Genomic DNA, 16,781 nt, shown 5'->3' with positions numbered 1-16,781 from the left:
TGAATGTTATTTATTCAAAGATTTGTCGGCGTCGTTCGTGCTTCTCCGGAAGCATCGGGAGTTCTCGATACTTTTTCGGAGGTCTCATACGGTGAGTTACATAGTCGGGCTCTACGTTTGGCTGAAGTTGTCGGAGCGCAAAGCTCGGGTGTAATGATCGGTGTGTTGATGGAGAAAAGTGTCGATTATATCGTCTCAATACTGGCTGTTCACTTGTTGGGGCGAACGGCCGTACCACTGGACAGCAGTTACCCGGTAGAGCGATTGAGGCAAATGATCACATCAATCGACTTGTCTTTATGCCTGGTGAACCAACAGCACAGTATCGAACTGACCAGGATGCTGGACGAACATACCCACCTGTTGCGTATGGACGAGCCTGTGGCGATGTCGGTACATGCCTCTGGCCTCGAGATCACTCCTGAGGCGCTGGATGAAGTCCCTGCCTACATGGTTTTTACCTCAGGGACCACCGGGCAGCCCAAACCAGTAATGGTGCCTTATCGATCGCTGAGTACCCTTATTGACTGGATGGTGGAGGCGCCGGGCCCGTCTGGCACCACCCTGCTTTATGCCGCCCAAGGGTTTGACGTCTCATTTCAGGAAATCTATAGCGCCTTGTGTCGGGGTGATCGTCTGCTGGTCATCACGGACCTGCAAAAGAAGGATCTGCACGAACTGACTCGGCAGTTGGCCTCAAGGGCGGTCACCCGTCTGTTCTTGCCGACCTCCATGCTGATCCCTTTCGTCACGTTTAATCTGCACGAAGCGCAGGCATTGGCAGATCTCAGGGAAGTGATCTGTGCCGGAGAGCAGTTGAAGATCACTGACGCCGTCAGGCAGTGGTTCAAGACGCATCCCCAGTGTCGCCTTATCAATCACTACGGTCCGGCCGAAACCCATGTAGTGATGGAGCATCGACTCAATAGCGAGCCACAAGGCTGGCCGGATCTTCCGCCCATCGGCCAAGTCACCCTTGCCAGTAAAGCCTATTTGCTGGACGACCAGCTACAGCCTGTAGAGCCGGGCACAGTTGGACAGCTCTATATCGCAGGCCGGTCACTGGCGCTGGGGTACTACGGCATGCAGATGCAAACGGCTGAAAGATTTGTTACGCATCCCCAAACACATGAGCGGATGTACAACTCCGGCGACATCTGTGTCCTGAACGAACAAGGGTTATTCGAGTACAAGGGGCGCTGTGATCGGCAGTACAAGGTTCGGGGTTACCGGGTTGAGTTGAAAGAGATCGAGGCGACAGCCATCGCCTCCGGGCTGATTGACGATTGCCTCGTCGTTGCCCGGCAGTCAGGTCTGACCACTTCGCTGATCATGTACTTTACTGCGCAGGACAGCGATCAAGACATCAGCTTGAGCCTACATGGACACTTGGTGGCAAGACTACCCGATTACATGCTGCCCTCGTTCTACAAAAAAATAGTGGCCATACCATTGACGCTCAATGGTAAGGCCGATGTCGACAAGTTGCCCCTGGTCGGTGGGCTAAGGTCCGAAGTGTCGTCGAGCTACCTTGCGCCGCAGGGCGAACTCGAAACGACCCTGTGTGTGCTGGCGGCGTCCTGCTTCGGTCTGGATCGGATCGGTGCCAACGACAACTTTATCGAAGCCGGCGCGAACTCCATCACTCTGGTTACTCTGGTGGCCGAGTTGCGTTACCTGCTGGCCTATGACTTCCGCCAGACCGATCTGTTCGAGTACCCCACTCCGAGGCTTCTGTGCAGCTTTTACCAACGCTCATTAAGCGCGACGGGAGAGATTGCCCCGACCATTGCGCCCGCCAGCAGTTGGAAGCTGAGAGCGGCGGTCATTCATGGTTTTCAGGGAAGAAAGAGAGGCTGACATGCACGATCACGAGGAGCATCAAGTATCGCCGGTTGAATGCGGCATTGCGATTATTGGCATGTCCTGTCGTTTTCCAGGGGCCACATCGGTCCACCAGTACTGGCAAAACCTCTTGTCCGGTGTTGAAAGCATTCATGTCGAGACCGAAGCCGATGGACGAATTTGTGCTCGCGCCGAACTTCCCGGTATTGAAGACTTCGATTACAACTTTTTCGGATTCAGCTTCAAGGAGGCCCAATTGCTGGATCCGCAGCACAGAGTATTGCTTGAGTGCGCGTGGGAAGTACTTGAGGACGCATCGCTGCACGCTCATACCGAGTCTATTGGCGTTTTCTGCGGCGCCGGGCCTAGTTCCTATTTCATCAATAATGTACGCGGCCTTCATGCTCGCGACGGTGCCAGCGGTTTGTATCAGTCATCCGAGACGCTAGCGCAATTTATGGCCACGGACAAAGAGTTCCTGGCCAGCCGTATTGCATACAAACTCAACTGCTGCGGCCCTGCCGTTAACGTTCAGGCAGCCTGTGCGACGTCGATGTTCGGCATTCAGGCCGCTATTCAGGCGTTGTTACTAGGGGAGTGCGATGCCGCGTTGGTCGGTGCAGCTGCGGTCTCGGTTCCGCAATCGATACCGTACTTTTTCGAGCCAGGTATGCCTTTTAGTTCCGATGGGCATTGTCGCCCGTTCGATGCTAGGGCCAGTGGAACGGTGTTCGGCTCGGGTGCAGCTGTCATAGGGCTCAAGAGGCTTGCCGACGCTCTGGCTGATGGTGATCAAATTCATGCTGTGATTCGCTCGGTCGCCACCAACAACGATGGTGCTCATCGAGCAGGGATGTCGGCGCCTTCTGTGGCAGGTCAGTCGCGGGTCATTCGCGAAGCACTCGATATTGCGGGTATCGGCCCCGAGCACGTGAGCTACATCGAGGCTCATGGCACCGCGACGCCTATTGGTGATCCCATCGAAATCAAAGCCCTGGCCAATGCCTTTAACAGTCGTGACCGCGAGCAAACGTGTTACTTGGGGAGTGTCAAAGGCAACATTGGGCACCTGGGCTGGGCGGCCGGGATGGCCGGTCTTATCAAGGCAGTATTGATTGCCAGACATAAAGTGATTCCCCCAACCCTCAACTTCGAACAGTACAATCCTGAGTTGTACATCGAAGAAACACCCTTCGCCATCAACCGGCAATGTGTTGCCATACAGACACCTCACGTCATCGTGGGTGTCAGCAGTTTTGGCTTGGGCGGCAACAATTCGCACTTGATCGTAGAGTCTGCACCAGCACGGGAGCCTGCACATTCATCGTCTACCAATGATGCGCTTTGCTTGATCCCTATGACGGCGAGGGAGTGCGACGGCTTGCAGCACTTGTGCGGCAGCTACCGGCAGTTCCTCGACACGCAGTCTGACGAATGTTTCCCGGCATTTGTCGATAATCTCCTGCGATCCAGATCGTTGTTTGTACAGCGTACGTTTATCGTCGCGAGCAGCCGCAAGGAAGCGATCGACAGTCTGGCCGGCTTGTCTGTCAACGTCGAAACGCATACCAAGGGCGCACCTCAGGTTGGCCTGATGTTCTCCGGGCAAGGAGGCGAACATCGAGCAATGGGGCTGGAACTCTACAAATATGAAGCTGTATTCAAAGCTGAGCTGGACGCTTTCGACTCAGTCTGCCTGGACGTCTTCGGAGCCACTGCCGCGATGCTCTTGTTCGATCCGCAGATCAATGAGCGGATTGAGCAAGATATTGCCTGTTCGCAGCCCATGACGTTCGCCTTACAGGTTGCGATGGCGCGTCTGCTTCTTAGTTACAACGTCACCCCAATGGCTTTTTTTGGACACAGCCTTGGAGAGTACGCAGCTGCCTGCATCGCGGGAGTGTTTACTCCTGAGCAAGGTTTCAGAATGCTGGTGGAACGTAGCAGGCTTCTGGATTCGCTGGGTGATATCGGTGCTATGGCGGTCCTGGGGTGCGATCAAGAGCGCGCGTTGAAGTTGATTGAGGTTGCGGGGGCGAGTCTTTCGATTGCCGCCTTGAATGCAGCGAACAACACTGTGATTTCCGGAACCGTGGAGGCAATTGAAAAGCTCATTGAAGCCGCGGGTGACACAGGGCTGAATGCGACACGGTTGAAGATTTCGCGACCCGGGCATTCCTATTTGCTCGACCCGTTGCTGGACCGGTTTGAGGTCTATCTGGACAGCGTCGAGCTGAGCGCACCCACACACCCATTCATCTCGAGTGTGACGGGGAAACTGGCTACTCATGAAGTAGCAACCTCACAGTACTGGCGTCGTCATCTGCGTGAAACGGTAGATTTCAGGGCTAGCGTTGTCTACGCACATGACTTGGGTTGTACCCACCTTGTCGAGATCGGGCCAAAAGCCACGCTGTCGGGCCTGCTGATCAACGGCGCAGAGGATATGTTGACCGCGCTTCCTATGGCCAGGGGCGGTCATAGGGATCATCGGCAGTTTTTGACTGTGCTGGGTGAGCTGTTCCGGGCTGGTGCCGACATTCACTTCGCAACCACAGGTTGGCGGGCACCTGTGCTGGAGGGATTACCAATCTATCCTTTCCAGCGCGCTCGCTGCTGGATCGAAACGGCTGAGCCGGTTCAATCCATTGCCGACAATACTTATCAGACGGTCTGGCATGCGTTGACGGTTGACCAGATGAACAGCCAACCGACTGCCTGCCAAAAGGTTCTGTTTCTTGCTAGAAACGAGGTGTACAACGACGCGGAGACCGGTTTTCTGGAAAAGGTCTTCGATCAGTTTCACTGCTTCGCGTTGAATCGGCTGGCTTGCGTTCATGCGCCGTCTGGTGGGGCCCAGTACAAACCAGCACCACAAGATTACGATCAGCTATGGGGGGAATACCGCGACGGTATCGATAGGGTTTATCTCGACCTGCGGCACTCCCTGGCATCGCCGGCCACACTGGAATCGGGGAATGACGTGGCAACAGCGGTCAGTACCTGTTCGCTGGTCTTGAATCTGTTGCGCTCGGTGATCGGATTTTTTGAGCTGCGACCGCAGATTTGCATCTTGTTTTCCACTGCAGCCAGCGGTGATAAGGACATGATGCTTAACCCTGTGGCGAACAGTGTCGTTGGCATGATCCGTTCGTTGTTGATCGAGGAGCCAGGCTTAAAGGTCATGGCCCTGAACTTCATCAGAGAGCAGCCGCTCACGGGAATAGAGGAGGCCAGCTACCTCCAATTGTTGCCGTTGACCGATGAGTTCGTCATCACTGTAAGGCAGACCGAAGCCTTTGTGCCCCGGTTGGAAAAGACAGTGTTCAATGACGTTTCTTGTTTTACCTACTCTAGCGATCAGAGCTACTTCCTGATCGGAGGCGGTGGAGGAATAGGTAGGCGATTGATCGAAAGCCTCTGCGCCGACAAGGCCCGATCCATCTATGTTGTCGGGCGGACGGAACATCCTGGCGAGGCGTTGAGCGAGCTTATGGAACGTCACCCGACGATCCGGTATCTCGGGCTCAATCTGGCCACCGGCAAAGATCGCCGCGAATGTGCGAAGTGGCTCGAGACCTTGCGGATTCAGAGGGTCGCAATTTTCAATCTGGCTGTCGATCTCAATGACAAGCTGTTTGACGAAGTTCAGGAAGAGGATCTGACGCGCTCGTTTCAGTCCAAATGCAGTAGCGTCCTGACCCTTTACCAACTGTTGTGCAACCATGGAGCGGCGGTCGACTTCGTTTTCAACTTCTCTTCGGCCACATCGATTTTAGGCAACGGCGGGCAGTCGGCCTATGGCGCTGCCAGCGCGTTTCTTGATGCTGCCCATTCGCATTTGTTCGCCAACGCCGGGAGCGTACTGACGGTCAATTGGGGTATATGGGGCGATGCTGGAAAGCTGCGCGCCGACGGTCAGCGAATGCAGGTGCTCAAATCCAGTGGTTTGAACAGTCACAGCAGCGAGCAGGGTCTGCTGTTTATCCGCCAGCTTTTGGCCGGGCCTTCTCGTTCCGCTGCTTTCATGAACATTACGGCAAACGTCCTGCGCAACAGAACTCCGGTCACGGCACGTTTTCTTGAACGGCTGACGACTCATGATACGGGCAACGACAGAGCGCAGGCGGTCAGCGTTTCGGCACGCATACTCGGTTGTGCCGACGAAACCCAGGTTGCCGGCATCCTCGAGACCTGGCTCGCAACGACAGTCGATGACCTTGTCGGTCTGGAGGTGTCGACCCGTGGCCGCTATGACTTGATCAAGGATGTCGATTTCAGGGCGCTAGGTTTCGACTCCCTGGCACTCGTGCAGCTCAAGAATGCACTCATCGCCCAGTTGGGCTTGCATTGCACTCTCAAGAGCTTTTATTCGATGCGGGCATTGAGTGAACTCCATGCCACCCTCGCGTCCCACGTCAACACGTCGGCGTGGCGTGATATGAATCGCGACGTCAACAACGATGCTGATACGTGTGCGCAGGAAACAGCCGTTTCGTTGCAACAGACGAGGTGGATTTCGCTTATCGGCAAGGATTACGGCCTGCGCATCATTCCATATCTGATCCACTGTCCGCTGAATGCAGAGCACTGTCGAAAAGCGTTGGCCCAGGTTGTGGACGAGCATCGGTTGTTGAGGACCTTTTTCCCCAATGGGCGGCCAACGGTCAGAACAACAGGGCAGGTGCTCGCTGATTTTGGGGCGTTATGTACGGACCTGTCGTTGCTAACACCTTTGGACAAGGCGAAGCAGATCGGGGATCGTGTTCGGGTAATGGCGCGGGATCTGTCCAAGCCAGAGGATAACGTCACTTGGGCTATCCATTTTATCGATGTCGGCGAACCTTTCTTTATTGCGCTGCTGGGCGTTCAGCACCTGGAGTTCGATGGTAAATCCCTGACCTTGCTGTTCGATCGATTGGGCGATTGTTTGCATGACCTTGCCGCCAATGAACCATTGACTCCGATCGAGAACGAGTTTGGCTATGTCGATTATGCGCGACGTCAGCAGCAATATCTAAACCAACAGTGGCCAACCGATGCGGGCTTCTTCAAGGGACTTTACAACGCATTCGAAAGCACCACGGTGTTACCCGCGCATCCGGGCTTCGCATTGACGACCGCCTGTTCGTCGTCCCGACACAGCGTCGAAGTTCCGGGTGCTAACCGTACCCTGGTTGAGTTGGCAAAGCGGCAAGGGTTCAGCGTCTTCAATGCGATTTTGTATGTCTACGCCACGACCATGGCCGAAGTCATCGGTTGCGATCAGTTGATTATCAGCGCGATCAATAGCGGCAGGGGTTTGAGCGAATTCAACAACGTCATCGGTCCCTTCACTTCGCCGTTGCCCGTGCCAATCACGGTGCATCACGACTGGTTGAGCGGAATCTCGATGGTCGCACGCACATTGGAGGCCATTCAAGGCTATCCACTGATGCATCCGTCAATGTTGATAGGTGAAGTGTCGGCTTTTTCAGGGATGGCACAAGACTCCTACTTCTCGGACCTTGGGATCAACTTCCTCAACTATCGCCAAACCGCCGACTCCCCCGGCAAGGTGCAGATCGAAGGCGTGGAGATCCTCGGACCGGTGTCGGGTGATTTGCTAGCTGGCGCAAATATCGAAGACATGCGACGGGTACCGGGGTTGCATTTGGTGGTGGAAATCAACGCTGATGATTTGCGCTTCAACTTCTGGTTCCACACCCAGCGTTTTTCGACCGCTGAGGTTGAAGGCTGGGGGCGTCGCATGGTCGTCCACCTGGGGCAATTGCTGGAAATGGCGAGGACAACTCATGGCCAATGAGCCACTGTCTCTACTGTGCTTCTCGTACGCTGGCGGTAGTGCAGGGTTCTACTCGCGCTGGCGTCGTCTGCTTCCATATATCAAGGTTATTCCGATCGACATTCCTGGGAGAGGACGGGCGCTGGATATACCGGCACTGGTGACGCGCGACTCCTTGATCGACTACCTGCTGAGCCACTACGCAAAGTTGTGTGTGCCGCCATTTGCGCTTTTCGGTCATAGCCTAGGGGCGCGGATTGCCTTTGAATTTCAGTGGGCACTTGAGCAAGTCCTCGGACTGAAGGCCGCAAGGTTGTTTGTCAGCGGATGCTTGGCACCAGAACGATTTGCCCGGGCAATGAGTATCCGGGAGCAGGATCTGAGCGATGAAACACTGCTTCGTGTACTCGAAGACCTGGGTGGCACTCCGCCGGAACTTATGTCCAATCCAGGTTTGATGGAGGCGGCTCTGCCAATGATCAGGGCCGACTTTCTCTTAGCCATCGATCTGTCAACAAGCCGCGGCACGTTAATTGACGCACCTATCAACCTGTTGCTGGGTAGCCGGGACAAGGTGACCAACCTGTTCGAAGATTATCCGGGGTGGATGCGTCATACCACCCAGCAATGCCAAGTATCGGTCATCGAAGGGGATCATTTTTTTATCCGATCCCAAACAGCATTGGTCGTGAGTCTGGTGGGTGAGAAGCTGAAGGAGTTTGCATTGAATGTGGACTGACTACGAAGTGCTGCGCGTAATGAATGACGGTGGTTATTCGTCCCTTCAGGTCATCGGGCAACGAATGATCGAATGGGCACAACGCGAGCAGGCCTGTTCATACCGCTGGTATATACGTGACGTCGTTTGCGGTACCCATCATGATTTCAATGGCCGTGCTCGCAGTCCCTCCTCAAGTACCCGAAAGCTGTACATCTTGGTCACGGTGCTCTTGCTGATTGAGCGTGGGGAGTTTGCCCTGAGTGACAGCATCCTTGTGGATAAGGAGAGGGCGGGTCATCAAACCTGCGGTTGTCTTTGGTTACTGGATAGTCCGCGAGCTTTCACGGTTGCAGAGTTGCTTAAGTTAATGATGGCGCTGAGTGATAACGTCGCCACTTTCTATCTTGTGGAAATGGTCGGTCTTGATCGCCTTAACGCCTTGTCGAGTGTCTTGGGACTATCCGGAACCTGGCATTTGTCTGCTGTGCCGAGTCAGGCATTGACCGTTGATCATGCATTAAGCGCAGTCAATACCACCACTGCATTGGATCTGGTGACGGCCTTGTCGGTACTCGTCAACGGCACGAAAAACCGGTTGCCCCACGACGGGTATTTCATCGGCAAGGCGTTGTGTGAGTTTGGTCTGCACGTAATGCGCGGGCAGCAGGACACGACCGCCATCAGGAGTTGGTTGACCGATGTAGAGCAGGTTGGCGACAAACATGGCATCGGTTATCGCAACTACAACAACGTGGGTTATCTGGTGTGGGGAGGCGAAGTGAAAATTGTTTTTTCGATCATTGTCGACGACCTGCATCGCATTGAAGAACCCAGGCCTGCCTTTGCTTATGCCAGGGATTTCATTGCCTTATTTTCGCGCTTGCTGGATGACTACAGCCGGCTTGAACACTAATTCCGAGGACCACCAAATTGGCAAACTCCTTAGCCACAGCCTATGTGAATAAATCCGAAATCTATGACAGTGCGAGACCTTCCTATCCGCAAGAGGCCGTCGATTTCATCAAGAGTCAGCTTGATATGTCGCTGGCATTACCCGTTCTTGATGTGGGGTCCGGAACCGGGATACTGACCCGGCAATTGGCGACAACGGGCATGCCTGTGATCGGGGTTGAGCCCGATGCACAGATGCTGGACAGGGCCAAGCGGCACGAGGTGCAACAGAGTGCGATCTATCATCAGGGCTCGGCAGAACACTTGAACGTCCGGGACCGTAGTGTGGCTGCGTTGATATGCGGGCAATCCTTTCATTGGTTCGAGCCGAACAATACCAGGCTCGAATTCAAGCGGGTGCTGGCTACCGATAATCCAGTGTTTCTTGTCTGGAATATTCGAAGCCCGGATTGCGATGGGTTTCATGTCGCCTACGAGCGTCTGTTGAGCGGTGCCTTCGACCGATACTCGGAGACATTGCAAATCGACGATGCGTTGGAAGACAAGATTCGGCAGTTTTTCAGCGGGCCCTTTCAGGAGCGGACTTTCCACAACTGTCAGCGGTTGAGCGCATCGGGACTGCTGGAAAGGACCATGTCCTGTTCGTATGCGTCACAGCCTGGGACACCCGAGTATGTGGCGGCCAGTAACGCCTTAAACACCTTACATCAGGAACACCAGCAAAACGGCGAAGTCACGCTCAATTACAGAACGCGTGTTGTCTATGGCCGTGTTTAAGGCCATCCGAAAAGGTTCGCTGTTCAGTGGTTCGGCAATCGTTGTACCACTGTCTTTCTTTCCGACGCTGGCAAGGGCCGCCTTCCTATCTTATTTTTTGATTTTTCTAAAGGAAAGGTTTTCACTTTCAGTCGATGAGATCGGGCTTTTTGTCGGCGGCTTTATTCTCTTGAGTTCCTTGGCCAGCCTGTTGTTCGGTGCGGTACTCGACAAACTGAGCATCAAGGCACTGATGCTCACGTCATCGATCATTCAGTCGGCGATGTACATGAGTCTGTTTGTGTTCAACTCGCTGACCCTGGTTTTTGTACTCTGTCTGTTACTCAACTTTGCATATCTAACGCTGGAAACTGCGGTACGCATGTGCATTGCTCGGTTGTTTCCCCCGCAGGAAACCTCGTCGGTGCTATCGCTCAAGTACACTTTCACTAACACAGCCTATGCATTAGGGCCCTTGGTCGGGCTTTGGCTTAATCGGCAAGGCGTTTCGCCGTTATTGTTTTGCAGTGTATCGGCGTTGTTTTTTGTCCTAGTGGCTGCCAGTCCCTTCGCACTGCCACGTGTGGTCGAACAGGAAAACGTCGAAGGCGAAGGCGTGTTCGGTTCTCTGGCAATCATGGCCAAGGATCGCAACCTGTTGAAATTCACCATTGCCAGTGTTCTGTTGGCAGGTGTGTTCGGGCAGTTTCATATTTATGTGGGCCAGTATCTGATCACGACCCACTCCACGGCCCAGATGTACGAGATCATCAACGTTGTATTTGTCACGAATGCCCTGACTTCGATACTGCTGCAGTATCTGATCGGTCGACGGGTTGCCGCTGAACGATTCAGAATCTGGATCGCCGGGTGCATTCTGGCATTCGTAGTCGGGCTGATCGGCTTCGCTTTTTCCCAGACCCTCTACGCCTGGATCTTCTTCACTGCTATTTTTACTGTGGGGGAAATTATCATTCAACCCCTGGAATTTTTTTACATCACCCGTATTGCGCCGGCCGGGATGAAAGGGGCGTATTACAGCTCGCAAAACCTGACCTACCTTGGAGCGGCCTCGACGCCAGTGGTATGCGGTTTCATCCTTGCGGGCTTGAATCCGCTCTATTTTCTTTTGTATTTGATGGTTTTGCTTCTTGTGGGGGGGCTGATCTTCTATGTCGAAGGCGGCAAGCTGGCTCAATAAGAATTGTCTAAAAAAAACAGCCCCTTTCAGGAGGGGCTGGTCATGATCAAGGATTAATACGATTTCGCGTAAAGAGCCCACGTATTGGTTGGCTTTCCAGTGAATAAACAGGTCGCTGTATTCTTGGGTTGAACCAAAGGGATGCAGCGGACTGTTACGCCGAACTCTCCAATGGCCTTTTCAACTTTTTCATCCTCAATGAAAGGCGCCAGAATGAACGCATTCAATTTATCTTTTCGCTGGAAGGCGTTCTTGAAGTCTTTGAGGCTGGTCACTGTTTTGGTGTGTGCGGAAAGTTTTGATTTTGCACTGTCTAGCATTGATCTCTGAATAGTGAGTAGAGTTCGCTGGATTTCTTTGACAAAAGCGTCCGAGTCAACTTTCAAAATGCTTTTGATGTTGTCTCTGCAAGAATAAGAGACCACATTTTGTTCGAGCTCCTTTATTCCCACTTCAACCCGAACGGGCACGCCGCGTTTTATGTGATACCACTTCTTCTCGCCGCCGTTCATCTCGCGTTTATCGATACTGACTCTGAGGTACTGGCCTTTTATTTTTTTGCGAGAGATTTTCTTTTTCAGATCATTACAGTAAGCATAGATAGCCTCGGCATCCTGTTCGTTGCGGACTATCGGAACGATGATGATCTGTGTTGGTGCTACCAACGGCGGTATTACCAGTCCGTCGTCATCTCCGTGGGCCATGATCATGGCACCAATCAATCGTGTGGAAACGCCCCATGAGGTTGTCCAGGCAAGCTCCTTGATCCCGTCCTTATTGACGAAACGAATGTCCGAGGCCTGGGCGAAGTTTTGACCCAGGAAATGCGAGGTTCCGGCCTGCAAAGCCTTGCCATCCTGCATCATCGCTTCAATGGTGTAGGTGTTTACAGCGCCAGGGAATCGCTCCCATGAACACTTTTCACCCTTGATAACCGGTATGGCCAGATAGTCGACGGTGAAACGCTCATAGATATCGAGCATCTTCAATGTCTCGTCCAGAGCCTCTGCTTTGGACGCATGAACGGTATGACCTTCCTGCCACAGGAATTCCGACGTTCTGAGGAAGATCCTTGGGCGCATTTCCCAGCGGAGCACATTGGCCCACTGATTGATAAGTAAGGGTAAGTCTCGGTAGCTTTGCACCCACCTTGAGAACGAGGCACCGATAACTGTTTCACTGGTGGGTCTTATGATGAGTGGCTCTTCCAGTTCACCGGCAGGGATCAATTTTCCATTAGCTGATTGTTCGAGTCGATGATGGGTTACAACTGCACACTCTTTGGCAAAACCATCTACATGCTCTGCTTCTTTTTGAAGGAAGGATAGCGGGATTAAAAGTGGAAAATATGCGTTCGCATGCCCTGTTTCTTTGAATTTTTGATCAAGTTCTCGCTGAATCTGTTCCCATATTCCATAGCCCCAAGGGCGGATGACCATGCAACCTCTAATGGGAGAGTTTTCAGCAAGTTCAGCCTGGCTGATGACTTGCTGATACCATTCGGAAAAATTTTCATTTCTTGTAGGCGATATCGCGTTTTTCATAATGCCTCGGGCCTAGAAAAGGCTGCGTGTGACTTTGGATTTGGTGTTGAATAGGTCTATGTATATTTTTTGGAGGTTGGAATTTCAAGTGTTTATGTTTTTGTTTGGATATTTCGGAAATTTCTTTCAGATAAATCTGCTCTTTGACAGAAGGGGCGCGCTTAAAGATGTGGTTCATTCGGCAATCAGGATCGTTTGTAGTAACAAGAAGAAACCGAGGAATTCACCTGCAAGCCCAAGGAGAAACATTAAACATACACTTCAACCGCCAGCCATGATCCCGGGGGCGTCATCCGGCAGCGACTCGATCAATTGACAGAGCAGGGCAAACTGCAATTGGCGATGGTTTTCCAACAGGCACAGGTGGACACAGATCGCGTGTACTTCGGTGTGCCCCGGCACATCGAGCACGCAATGCAGCTCGCATTTATACAAAAACGATTTCATAGGGCTGACGCATCCGCGCCAGGATAGCCCTGGGTAGCTTCGGCGCGATGCCGATCTCCGGTTCACCGTTCAGCTGGCTGGCGTACGCATGGGTGGCGTGGCATTTGCGCGCGACGGTCCAGGTATCGAGGCGAACCTTGCGGGCGCGGTGCCAGGGAATCAGCCCCTGATCGCGGGCCGGCCAGTGCCAGGCCCAGACCGGCACTTCATTGAAACTCGCGCCCACCATAAGGGCGGCTTTTGCGCTGGCCCGACCTACGGTGTCATGGTCGATGATGCCGTCCTCGCTCCAGGTGCTGAACACCACATCACCCGGTCGCAGGTAGCGTGCGATGAATTGCGTCAAATGGAGTTCACGCTCGGCCAGTCCGTTGTCGGTAAAACCGCCGCGAATCCATTTCAGGCTATGCATGGGCAAACCGAGGCGACGCAGGGCTTCGACGCTCTCCTGGGGGCGGAACACACTCAGGCGCTTTTCCGACCACAGGTTCGAGCCTGGATGACTGGCGCTGCCGTCGGTGATCGAGATCAATTGCAGAGGGTGGCCGAGGGTGGTCAACAACTGCAGCAGGCCACCGCAGGTCACGACTTCATCACCCGGATGCGGTGCGATTATCACCGCGCGAGCACCTGCGGGAATAAGGGTAGATGTGCTGATGACTGGAATATTGTCCAGTTGCCGGGCAGTGTTCCAGATCTGCACAGGCAAACTACTATCGACGAGGGTAGTGGATTTCATGGCGATACGTCCTTGTTCTGGTGTGCCGTCACACGTATTGCAGCTGGCTGAACACGCCGGCGCAGACCCCTTGCGGCTGGATGATCGCAGGGCACAGCGCTCCAAACCCTGGATTGCTGCGAGCAGAGTATTGCTCATACATCACCATTCGTCGCCCCCGTCACCTCCCTAACGGGCGTTTTTGTGACGTAGCTGGCTCAAACGCTGCCGATGAGGGGCGCAATTGCGTATCAGTCTTGCTCCTCATGCTGCAACTCGAACAACAGCAACGAGCGTCCGGTTACCGAATATTGATGATTGAAGTCGAACCGCTCCTGGCCCTGAATCGAGGGTTGGTTGGTGTCAATCATGCAGGTCCAGAATCCGCCGTCAGGCACTTCTGGCAGTTGAAAATTGACAATGTCGTGATGAGCATTAACCACCAGCAGCAAGGTAGCGTCGGCGCCTTTGCGACGGATTCCGGTTTCCTGGGCGCGTCCATCGAGCAACATCCCCAGGCATCGCCCGTGGCTATCCTGCCATTGTTCGGTGGACATTTCGCTGCCGTCGGGCGCCAGCCAGGTGACGTCCTTGACGCCAATATCCTCGTTGTAATTGCCCACCAGAAAACGTCCGCGCCGCAGAATCGGATAGGCCAGGCGCAGCTTGATCAGGCGTTTGACAAATTTGAGCAAGGCCTTGCCGTCTTCGCTCAAGTCCCAGTTGACCCAGCCAATTTCGCTGTCCTGACAGTAGGCATTGTTGTTGCCGTATTGGGTTCGGGCAAATTCGTCACCGGCCACCACCATCGGTGTGCCTTGGGCCAACAGCAGGGTGGCGAAGAAATTACGCAACTGCCGCTGGCGCAGCGCATTGATCTCGGGATCGTCAGTGGGGCCCTCAACGCCGTGATTCCAGGACAGGTTGTGATTACTACCGTCCTGATTTTCTTCGTCGTTGGCTTCGTTGTGCTTTTCGTTGTAGGAGACCAGGTCATTCAAGGTGAAGCCGTCATGGGCGGTGACGAAGTTCATGGAGGCGTAGGGACGGCGGCCGCGTTGATTGAACATCTCACCCGATGCCGTCATGCGTGCGGCGAAGTCGGCGAGCTGGCCGTCATCGCCTTTCCAGAAGGCGCGCACGGTGTCGCGGAAGCGGTCGTTCCACTCGACCCAGCCTGGCGGAAAATGGCCGACCTGATAGCCACCAGGGCCAATGTCCCAAGGCTCGGCGATCAATTTTACCTGACGCAGAATCGGGTCCTGGCGGCAGGCAACGAGGAAGCTGTGACGCTCGTCAAAACCATCGTGATATCGCCCGAGGATGGTCGCCAGGTCGAAGCGGAAACCGTCGACGTGCATTTCCGAGGCCCAGTAACGCAGCGAATCGGTGACCATTTGCAGCACACAGGGATGGCTCAGGTCCAGCGTGTTGCCGGTACCGGAGTCATTGATGTAGAAGCGTTTGTCATCGGGTTTCAGTCGATAGTAGGAGACATTGTCGATGCCGCGCATCGACAGGGTCGGGCCTTGTTCGTTGCCCTCGGCGGTGTGGTTGTAGACCACGTCCAGAATCACTTCAAGATTGGCTTCGTGCAGGTGCGCGACCATTTCCTTGAACTCGGCGATCTTGCCACTGGCCAGGTAACGCGGATCGGGGGCGAAGAAGGCGATGCTGTTGTAGCCCCAGTAATTGGTCATGCCCTTGTGCAACAGGTGCTGGTCATTAACGAAGGCGTGTATCGGCATTAGCTCCACCGACGACACGCCAAGTTTGCGGATATGTTCCAGCAGGTCATCGACCATCAACCCGGCGAAGGTCCCGCGCAGCGCTTGCGGGACGGACGGGTGACGCATGCTGATGCCGCGTACGTGAGCCTCATAAATGATCGTTCGATCCCACGGCACATTGACCCGATGGTCATGGCCCCAGGTGTGCGCCGGGTCGATGACCTTGCACTTGGGCACGAAGGGTGCACTGTCGCGCTCATCGAAACTGAGGTCGGCGTCGGGGTGGCCGATGGTGTAGCCGAACAAGGCTTCGGACCACTTCAATTGCCCCACCAACTGTTTGGCGTAGGGGTCGATCAGCAATTTGTGATGGTTGAAGCGGTGACCGTTTTGCGGGTCGTAAGGCCCATAAACCCGGTAGCCGTAGATCAGCCCCGGATGAGCGTCCGGCAAGTAGCCGTGAAAGATTTCGTCGGTGTATTCCGGCAGTTCGATACGTTCGAGCTCGACTTCGCCGGCATCGTCGAACAAACACAGTTCGACCTTGGTGGCGTTAGCCGAAAATATCGCGAAGTTGACCCCCAGACCATCCCAGGTCGCACCGAGCGGGAAGGGCAAGCCTTCACGGATTCGCGAGGCCTCGACGTGAGGTTCTGGCGCGGTCTTTTTTGGCGTGGTCATCATTGCTCCTGCAATTGGGCTTGGGTGATGGCGCCGGCATTGCTGGCCTCTCAAGGCCGCGCCATCCCCGAAGTGGCGAATCTGCTCGCCACGCGGTCAATCAGGATCGGGCCCCCTCAACTGGCCGGCTTGTGTGGCGCTCGAGGCTTTTTCGCGGTCACAGGCTTTTCACCCGGTGGCGTTGCGACCTTGGCGGGTGTAGTGGCTTTGGTTTTGGGCTTGGTCGCCGTGGGTTTGCTGGCTGCTGTTTTACTGCTGTTGGTTTTGCCGCTATTGGTTTTGGCGGTCCGGGCAGGCTTGGTCGGGGCCAGGGCTTCGGCCTCTGCCAGCTTGCAGGCCATCTCCCAGTGGCGCGCTTCCTGGCCTTCGGGTTTCCCCTCGGACTCCCAGATCTGATAGGCAAATTCACGAACGCGTTTGTCATCGGTACTCATCGCAATG

The 16,781-nt window shown here is 54.4% G+C and carries 10 protein-coding genes and 1 pseudogene; 6 read left to right on the top strand and 5 right to left on the bottom strand.

Going from position 1 to position 16,781, the window contains the following annotated elements; genetic code table 11:
• Positions 1-3: 3 nt before the first annotated feature.
• Genes KRR23_RS19340 through KRR23_RS19315 form a run of 6 tightly spaced genes read left to right on the top strand, consistent with a single transcriptional unit; the run spans position 4 to position 11,220 of the window.
• On the top strand, positions 4-1,860 hold the full coding sequence (locus KRR23_RS19340) for a non-ribosomal peptide synthetase (protein ID WP_216743816.1): 1,857 nt from the start codon (positions 4-6) through the stop codon (positions 1,858-1,860).
• Between the two features lies 1 nt (position 1,861).
• The gene (locus KRR23_RS19335; RefSeq protein WP_216743815.1) at positions 1,862-7,651 is read left to right on the top strand and encodes a type I polyketide synthase; all 5,790 of its coding nucleotides are present in this window, start codon (positions 1,862-1,864) and stop codon (positions 7,649-7,651) included.
• Complete coding sequence (locus KRR23_RS19330; RefSeq protein ID WP_216743814.1) at positions 7,641-8,369, top strand: thioesterase II family protein; 729 nt, start codon at positions 7,641-7,643, stop codon at positions 8,367-8,369. The genes KRR23_RS19335 and KRR23_RS19330 overlap by 11 nt, the downstream gene beginning before the upstream one ends.
• A complete protein-coding gene (locus tag KRR23_RS19325) occupies positions 8,359-9,264 on the top strand; it encodes a serine hydrolase (protein WP_216743813.1) in 906 nt (301 codons plus the stop codon). The genes KRR23_RS19330 and KRR23_RS19325 overlap by 11 nt, the downstream gene beginning before the upstream one ends.
• Before the next feature lie 17 nt (positions 9,265-9,281).
• Positions 9,282-10,040 (top strand): class I SAM-dependent methyltransferase, encoded by a 759-nt coding sequence (locus KRR23_RS19320; RefSeq protein ID WP_216743812.1) that lies wholly within the window; start codon positions 9,282-9,284, stop codon positions 10,038-10,040.
• Positions 10,027-11,220 (top strand): MFS transporter, encoded by a 1,194-nt coding sequence (locus KRR23_RS19315; protein ID WP_216743811.1) that lies wholly within the window; start codon positions 10,027-10,029, stop codon positions 11,218-11,220. Before KRR23_RS19320 ends, KRR23_RS19315 begins: the two co-directional genes overlap by 14 nt.
• A gap of 53 nt (positions 11,221-11,273) precedes the next feature.
• On the opposite strand, the gene proS is transcribed toward KRR23_RS19315, so the two are convergent.
• The 5 genes and pseudogenes from proS to KRR23_RS19290 all read right to left on the bottom strand — a co-directional run bounded on the left by proS (position 11,274) and on the right by KRR23_RS19290 (position 16,774).
• On the bottom strand, positions 11,274-12,764 hold the full coding sequence (proS, locus tag KRR23_RS19310) for a proline--tRNA ligase (protein WP_216743810.1): 1,491 nt from the start codon (positions 12,762-12,764) through the stop codon (positions 11,274-11,276).
• A 267-nt stretch (positions 12,765-13,031) separates the two neighbouring features.
• Positions 13,032-13,184 (bottom strand): annotated as a pseudogene (locus KRR23_RS19305) (EEP domain-containing protein); the annotation flags it as partial.
• Positions 13,185-13,191: 7 nt separating this feature from the next.
• Positions 13,192-13,950 carry a PIG-L deacetylase family protein gene (locus tag KRR23_RS19300; RefSeq protein WP_216743809.1) on the bottom strand — a complete coding sequence of 253 codons (759 nt, stop codon included), beginning with the start codon at positions 13,948-13,950 and terminating at the stop codon, positions 13,192-13,194.
• Between the two features lie 230 nt (positions 13,951-14,180).
• Positions 14,181-16,340, bottom strand: coding sequence for a glycogen debranching protein GlgX (gene glgX, locus KRR23_RS19295; protein WP_216743808.1), 2,160 nt, complete (start codon positions 16,338-16,340; stop codon positions 14,181-14,183).
• Positions 16,341-16,456: 116 nt separating this feature from the next.
• Entirely contained in the window at positions 16,457-16,774 is a 318-nt protein-coding gene (locus KRR23_RS19290; RefSeq protein WP_216743807.1) for a DUF2934 domain-containing protein, read from the bottom strand.
• Between the last annotated feature and the right edge of the window lie 7 nt (positions 16,775-16,781).

Source organism: Pseudomonas sp. CVAP#3 (assembly GCF_018986375.1).
Taxonomy (GTDB): Bacteria; Pseudomonadota; Gammaproteobacteria; order Pseudomonadales; family Pseudomonadaceae; genus Aquipseudomonas; species Aquipseudomonas helvetica.
Note: the sequence above shows the minus strand (reverse complement) of the source record. Positions and strands in the feature narration are given on the sequence as shown.